Source organism: Georgenia thermotolerans, from assembly GCF_009193185.1.
Taxonomy (GTDB): Bacteria; Actinomycetota; Actinomycetes; order Actinomycetales; family Actinomycetaceae; genus Georgenia; species Georgenia thermotolerans.
Map to the genome: position 1 here is coordinate 20,238 of NZ_VUKF01000054.1, position 7,023 is coordinate 27,260.

Consider the following 7,023-nt stretch of genomic DNA (forward strand, 5'->3'; position numbering starts at 1 on the left):
TCACGGTGACCCGCCGCGGGCCCCGTCGGGACGGGGGCGGGTCGTGCGGAGCGTCGCGGCGACGACGAGGACGGTGACGGCGGCGAAGGCCGCCAGCCCGGCGGCGAGCGACGCGGCGCCCGCGACGGCGCCGACGAGGAGCGGGCCCGCCGCGTCGCCGGTCTCGCGCCCGACCTCGGCCGCGCCCATGGTCTGGCCCAGCCGCCCGGTCGGGGCGGAGGCGGCGACGGCCGCGAAGCCGACCGGGGTGGCGAGCCCGACACCGAGCCCGATGGCGACGGCCGCGCCGACCGTGCCCGCGACGGTGCCCCACAGGGGCGCGGTGGCGGCCAGGGTCGCGCCGAGGGCGATGAGCCCCAGGCCGACGACGATGCCGGCGCGCAGGGTCAGGTCCCGGCGGTCGTAGGCGCGCCCGGCCCACGGCTGGACCGCCGCGGCGGCCACGGCGAGCAGGGAGACGACCGCGCCGGTCAGCACCGGGGACAGGCCCGCGCGGGTGCCCAGCACCGGCAGGTAGCCGACCCCGACGCTCAGCGCCCCGGCGGTGGCGGCGAGCACGAGCGTGGGGGCGAGGAAGTCCGGCGTGGTCACCCGACGGGCCAGGTCGAGGACGGTCTGGCGCGCGCGGGGCACCGGGGCCACGCGCGGGACCGCCAGGGCGATCCACAGGGCCACGACCGCGGCGAGGAGCGCCAGCACCGTGAACAGGGCGGGGAAGCCCCCGGCCCAGACGAGGACCCCGCCCACGAGCGGGCCCAGGGCGTGACCGAGCGACTTCAAGGCGCCGTAGCCGCCGAACGCGCCGCCCGCCGTGGCGGGCCGCAGCGCGGCGACCATCGCGGAGGCCGCCGGCGAGAACGCCGAGGCGGCGGTGCCCTGGGCCAGGCGGACGACCGCCAGGCCCGCCACGTCACCGCCGGGGACGAGGAGCGCGCCCGCCGCCGAGGCGAGCGCGAACCCGGCGAGACCGCCCAGCAGGATCCGGCGGGGGCCGACCGTGTCCGCCCACGTGCCGAAGACCGGCTTGAAGACGACCTCGGCCACGTCGTAGGCCGCGACGACGACGCCCAGCCCCAGCAGCGAGAGGGACCGCTCGGTACCCAGGCTCGCCGCGACCGCGTGGGCGCCGAACGCCGTCGTGAACCCGGCGGCGAACAAGGGGGCCAGCGTCGCGGGGCGCGGGCCCGCCGCCCGCCTCAGCCCGCGCACCGGTCCGGCCCCCGAGGGGCGACCCGCCGCTGGTGCACGCACGCATTGTCACCACCGCTGACGAGCGCGGGCCTCCCGTGGCCCGGGGAGCCGCCGCCCGGCCCCGCGAGGCCGGCGCGGCGCGGTGTGCTGGGCCCGGTGTGCTCGGCGCGGCGCGGTGTGGTCGCCGCGGTCTGCCCCGGCGCGGCGCACGTCACCCCGCCACGCCCGCCCGCCCGCCGATCCGGTCCGCCTGCGGCCATTAAGGTGGACCGTCCGCCGGTGGCGGAGGAAGGGACGTGCAGGTGGGTGCTGGGGTGAGCGAGACGGTGCCGGACAGCGAGGAGGCGACGGCGCGGCTGGACCTGTTCCGCTACCTCACGGCCGACCTGGCCGGAGAGTACCGCGCCATCATGAGCCTGTTCGGCTCCACGCTGCTGGCCGACCTGTCCGCCGCCGAGGTCAGCGACGGGCTGGCCCAGCGCGGCGTCGTCCTCTCCGTCGAGGAGGTCACCACCCGCTGCGAGCAGCTCGAGCGGTGGGGCAACCTCGTGCGCGGCATCCGCGACGCCCGGGTGGCCACCGTGCAGGACTACGTGCGGTCCCGCGCCCGCTACCAGGCCTCCAAGCTCGGTGTCCGGGTGCACCGCGAGGCCGAGGCGATCGTCGCCGCCGGCGACGGCGCCCGGGAGGTGGCCCGCGAGCTGCTCGGCGCCACCGCCGAGACCCTCGACCGCATCGTCGCCCGCATGGCGGCGGCGACCGACGCCCGCCCGGTGGACGCCGAGGCCCTCTCCGGCGACGTCACCACGGTGTTCAACAACCAGCGTCTCTTCTCCGACAGCGTCCGCGACTTCTACGCGTACGTGAACACCGTGCTCACCCGCTACGACCTCGCCGGCGAGGAGTACCAGCAGTTCAAGCGCCTCCTGCTGGACTACATCGACCTGCTCACCGCCGACGTCGCCCGCCACGCCCCCGTCGTCGCCCGCCGCTTCGCCGCCCTCGAGCCGGTGCTCGACGACGTCCTCGCGGCCCTGGCCGGCCTGCCCACGCTGCAGTCGGCCGACGCGCGCACCGAGCGGCTGCCCGGCCGCACCCGGGAGGACTGGGAGCACGTGCGCGGCTGGTACACCGGCGCCGACGGGCGCTCGGGCCCCGAGACGCTGCGCATGGCCGCCGACCAGGCGCTGGGCCAGCTCCTCGCGAACACCAAGCGGATGCTGGCCTCCGCCGGGACCGGGGTGAGCCGGCGCGCCGACCTGCTCAAGCTCGCCGCCTGGTTCGACGGCGCCGACGCCGACCAGGCGCACCGCCTGTACGCCGCCGCCTTCGGCGCCTACCCCGCCCGGCACCTGCTCGGCGGTCCGGAGGAGCCGGACCCGCGCGACGGCGCCACCACCTCCTGGTGGGCCGCGACCCCCGTGGAGGTGCCGCTGAGCCTGCGCGAGCGCGGCGACCGCGGCGCGCGCGGGCGCACCTCCTCGGTGCCCGACCCCGGGCTGGACCGGGTCCGGCTGCTGGCCGAGGCGCAGGGCGTGGCCGACGCCCGCGCGGCCGCCGTCCGCGAGCTCGTCGCCGCCGGGCGGCTGGACGGCGCCGAGGTCAGCCCGGCGGCGCTGAGCCTGCTGCTCGGCCAGCTCACCCGCCTGCTGGCCGTGCACCCCCAGCTCGAGGCCGCGGCCCGCGCCACGGACACCGACCTCGGGCTCACCCTCGAGGCGGTGCCCGACCCGGCCGCGACGACGACGCTGCGCACCCCCGACGGCGACCTCACCGTCCACGGGCTCGTCCTCGAGGTCGCCGCCGCCGGCACGCCGGCGGCGGCCGCCCCGTCGAGCCCGGCAGCCGCCTCGTCCGCGACGGCGACGATCGGCGCCGACGCCGAGGCCCACGCGCCCACCCATCCCGAGCCCGCGGAGGTGCTCGCGTGAGCGCCCACGGCACCGCCGAGCACGACGCCGCCGAGCGGCGCGAGGCCGCCCGGGCGTTGCTGCGCCACCCGGTCCTCACCAAGGCCCGGCACGGGGAAGAGCTCGCGCTCGTCCGCCGGCACGCGCCGGCCCTGAGGAAGATGTTCCCCGCCGTCCTGGGCTATCCCCTGGTGGTGGAGGCCTCCTTCGCGCGCCTCGTCAAGGACGCCCCCAGCGCCGACGCCCCGCCGCGCCCCGCCCAGCGCCGCGGCGGGCAGCCCTTCGCGCCGCGCACCTACGCCTACCTCGCCCTCGTCTGCGCCGGCCTGCTGCAGACCGCCGGCCGCGAGCAGGTGCTCCTCGGCACCCTCGTCGAGCAGGTCCGCGCCGACGCCGCCATCGCCGGCATCGCCATGGACGACTCGCTGACCGACCGCCGCCACCTCGTCCAGGCCATCGCGCTGCTCCTCGACTGGGGCGTGCTCAGCGAGACCGACGGCTCGGTCACCGCCTGGGGCGACCGCCACGAGGAGGCCCTGCTCGAGGTCAACCGCACCCTGCTCACCCACGTGCTCGCCCGCCCGCTGGGCGACGTCGACACCGCCGAGGAGCTTCTGGAGCGCGGCGACCGCACGGCCGCCGAGCAGGCGCGGCGGGCGCTGCGCCGCCGGCTCGTGGAGAACCCGCTCGTGCGCCGCGAGGACCTCACGGCCGAGGAGCAGCACGTGCTCTCCCGCGAGCGGGCCGACCTCGGCCGCACCCTGGCCGACCACTTCGGGCTGACCCTCGAGGTCCGCCAGGAGGGCGCGCTGGCCTACGACGTCGACGGCGACCTCACCGATGTCGCCTTCCCCGGCCAGGGCACCGTCGCGCACGTCGCGCTGCTGCTCGTCAACGCCCTCGTCGACGACCTCGACGGCGGACCCGGCGCCACCGCCGAGGTCGACGGCCGGGCGGTGCCCGGCCTGCTCGCGCCCTGGGCGGCGGTCTCGGACGCCGTCCACCTGCTCGTCGAGCAGTACGGCGCCACGTTCGCCGAGGCGTTCGCCACCGACCCCGAGTACCTCCAGGCCGAGGTCGTCACCCGGCTCGAGGAGCTCAGCCTCGCCCGGCGCACCCCCGCCGGGCTGGTGCTGCACCCCGCCTGCGCCCGCTACCAGCCCGAACCCCAGCGCGCCCCGCGCCGGACGCCCGCCCCGGCCGCGTCGGCCGGCGGCCCGGACGCCGCCGGACCCGACGCGCAGCAGAGCCTTTTCCCGCTCCAGGAGGACCGATGAGTGCCACGACCACGACGCCGAGCCCGGCCGAGCCGGACGGCACCGCCGACGTCGTCGCGGACGCCGGCGCGGACATCGCCGCGGTCCCAGCTCCGGACGGCGCCGCCTTCCCGGGCGCGGACGGCCAGGGGGCGCCGCACCCGCACCGGTGGCGCCTGCACCGGGCCGGCATCGTCAACGTGTGGCACTACTGGGCCGAGACATTCCAGTTCTCCGGCGGCCGGATGGTGCTGCGCGGCACCAACGGCTCCGGCAAGAGCCGCGCCCTGGAGATGCTGCTGCCCTTTGTGCTCGACGCCGACCGGCGCCGCATGGACTCCACCGGCTCGGGCAAGGTCCGCCTCGACGAGCTCATGAAGGTGGGCGCCGAGGGACAGGGCAACCGGCTCGGGTACCTGTGGGTCGAGCTGGCCCGCGACGGCGAGCGGAGCTGCGGCGAGCGCGACGGCGACGGCGGCGCACAGGCGCCCGGCCCCGACGCCGCCCGCGAGTACCTCACCCTCGGTGCGCTGGTGCGCTGGTCGGCGAGCTCGGGCGAGGCCCGGGTCTGGTACTTCACCACCCCGCTGCGCGTCGGGCACGACCTGGAGCTCCTCGACGCCGCCCGCCAGCCCATGCCGCGCGAGCGCCTCGCCGAGCTGATCGGCGCCGACCGCCTCACGGAGAACCCGGAGACCCACCGCGAGCGGGTCCGTGCCACCGTCTTCGGCCTGACCGGGCCGGGCGCCCGCGAACGCTACGACGGCCTGCTCCAGCTCATCCGCACCCTCCGCTCGCCCGACGTGGGCAACCGCATCGAGGAGGGCAACCTCCCGCGGATCCTCTCCGACGCCCTGCCGCCGCTGTCCGAGGAGACCCTCAACGACGCCGGCGGCCGCCTGGACGACCTCTCGGAGTCCCGGGAGTCCCAGCGCCGCCTGAGCGCCGCGCTCGAGCACGTCACCACCTTCCTCGGCACCTACAGCCGCTACGCCGCCACCGAGCTGGGGGCCACGGCCGGCCGGGCCGCCGGGGCCGCCGACGCCGCGCGGGCCGCCGCCGAGGCGGCCACGACCGCCGCCGCCGCCCGCGACGACCTCGCCACCCGGACCACGGAGGCGCGCACCGCCGTCGAGCGCCTCGACGCCCGGCAGGGCGAGCTGGCCGCCACCGCGGACGGCCTCAAGGCCTCCGAGGCCTACCGCGCCGGCCAGGACCTCGCGCAGCGGGACCGCCACGTCCGGACCCTCGCCGAGCTGGCTCAGGGCAGGCTCGACACCGCCGACGGCGCGCGCCGCACCGAGACCGACGCCGTCGCCGCCGCCGACGCGCTCGCCGCGGAGGTGGTCGAGGCCGCCCGCGACGCCGCGCACGTCCTCGACGAGGCCCGGGCCGGCCTGCGCGGGGCGCACCTGGCGACCACCGCGCTGCCCGGCGCCGTCGAGGCGCACCTGGAGCCCGTCACCACCGCCGCCGAACCGGTGCGACTCCGCCTCGAGGGCGAGCCGCAGCCGCAGGGGCGCCCCGTCGCCCAGCAGCTCGTGGTCGCCCCGCCTGACCTCGAGGAGGCCGCCACGCGCGCCCGCGAGGTGGCCGCCGCGGCCCAGGCCCGGGCCGGGGAGGCCGGCAACCGCCTCCAGGGCGCCGCCGAGCTCGCCCGGGCGCGCACCGAGGCGGACCACGCCGAGGCGGCGGCCGCGGAGGCGGACGAGCGGCGCGCCGCGGACGAGACCGCGGCCGCCGAGCGCGGCGAGGACCGCGACGCCGCCGCCCGCGAGCTCGCCGGCGCCTGGCGCGCGTGGGTGGCGGACGAGACCACCGCGGAGCTCCTCGGGGAGGTGGACTGGCCGGCCAGCGCCGTCGGCCCGCTCCTCCTCGACGCCGACGTGCTCACCGGGGACGCCCGCGACGGGCAGGCCGACGACGCCCCGGACGTGCCCCGGCTCGCCGAGCTCGACCGCGTGGCCACCGAGGCCGCCGAGGCCGCCCGCGACCGGCACGCCCGCACCGCGGCCACGCTGGAGGCTGAGGAGCAGGCCGACAAGGCCCGGCGCGCCGAGCTCACCGCGGAGCAGCGCGAGCTGCGCGCCGCCAAGGACCCCCAGCCGCCCGCAGCGCCATGGACCGGCGCGCTCCCCGAGGGGACCGAGCCCCTGTGGCGGGCCGTCGACTTCGCCGACGGCCTGGACGACGCCGACCGGGCCGGCCTGGAGGCGGCGCTGCTGGCCGCCGGCCTGCTCCATGCCGGGCTGAGCGCCGACGGCGCGCTGGTCGCCGAGGACGGCCAGACCCTCCTCACCCCGGCCGCCCCGCCGGCCCAGCAGCCGCTGCGCGCCGTCCTCGTGCCCGACCCCGCCGCCGGCGTGCCGGCGGCCACCGTCAGCGCCGTGCTCGCCCGCGTCGGCCTGGGCCGCGACAGCCACACCACCTGGGTCGACGTCGACGGCTCGTGGGGCAACGGGCCCCTGCGCGGCCGGCACACCGCCGCGGCCGCGCGGCACGTCGGCGCCGCGGCCCGGTCGGCCGCCCGCGCCGCGCGCCTCGCGCAGATCGACGACGAGCTCGCGGCCCTGGACGAGCGGGCGGCACAGCGGGTGGCTGCGCGCGAGCGGCTCGCCGCCGCCCGCGCCGCCCTCACCGCCCACGTGCGCACCGCCCCGACGGGC

The 7,023-nt window shown here is 79.0% G+C and carries 3 protein-coding genes and 1 pseudogene; 3 read left to right on the top strand and 1 reads right to left on the bottom strand.

The genetic code is table 11. From position 1 onward, the window contains the following. On the bottom strand, nt 1-1,167 hold the full coding sequence (locus GD970_RS18930) for an MFS transporter (protein ID WP_152204465.1): 1,167 nt from the start codon (nt 1,165-1,167) through the stop codon (nt 1-3). Nucleotides 1,168-1,505: 338 nt separating this feature from the next. Here GD970_RS18930 and GD970_RS18935 point away from each other — a divergent pair, with 338 nt between their 5' ends. From GD970_RS18935 to GD970_RS18945, 3 genes and pseudogenes are all read left to right on the top strand, one after another. Beyond that, nucleotides 1,506-3,122: a TIGR02677 family protein gene (locus GD970_RS18935; RefSeq protein ID WP_211489978.1), complete on the top strand. Its 1,617-nt coding sequence runs from the start codon at nt 1,506-1,508 to the stop codon at nt 3,120-3,122. Beyond that, a complete protein-coding gene (locus tag GD970_RS18940) occupies nt 3,119-4,378 on the top strand; it encodes a TIGR02678 family protein (protein ID WP_152204459.1) in 1,260 nt (419 codons plus the stop codon). Before GD970_RS18935 ends, GD970_RS18940 begins: the two co-directional genes overlap by 4 nt. Beyond that, a pseudogene (locus GD970_RS18945) lies at nt 4,375-7,023 on the top strand (TIGR02680 family protein); the annotation flags it as partial. The gene GD970_RS18940 and the pseudogene GD970_RS18945, both read left to right, overlap by 4 nt.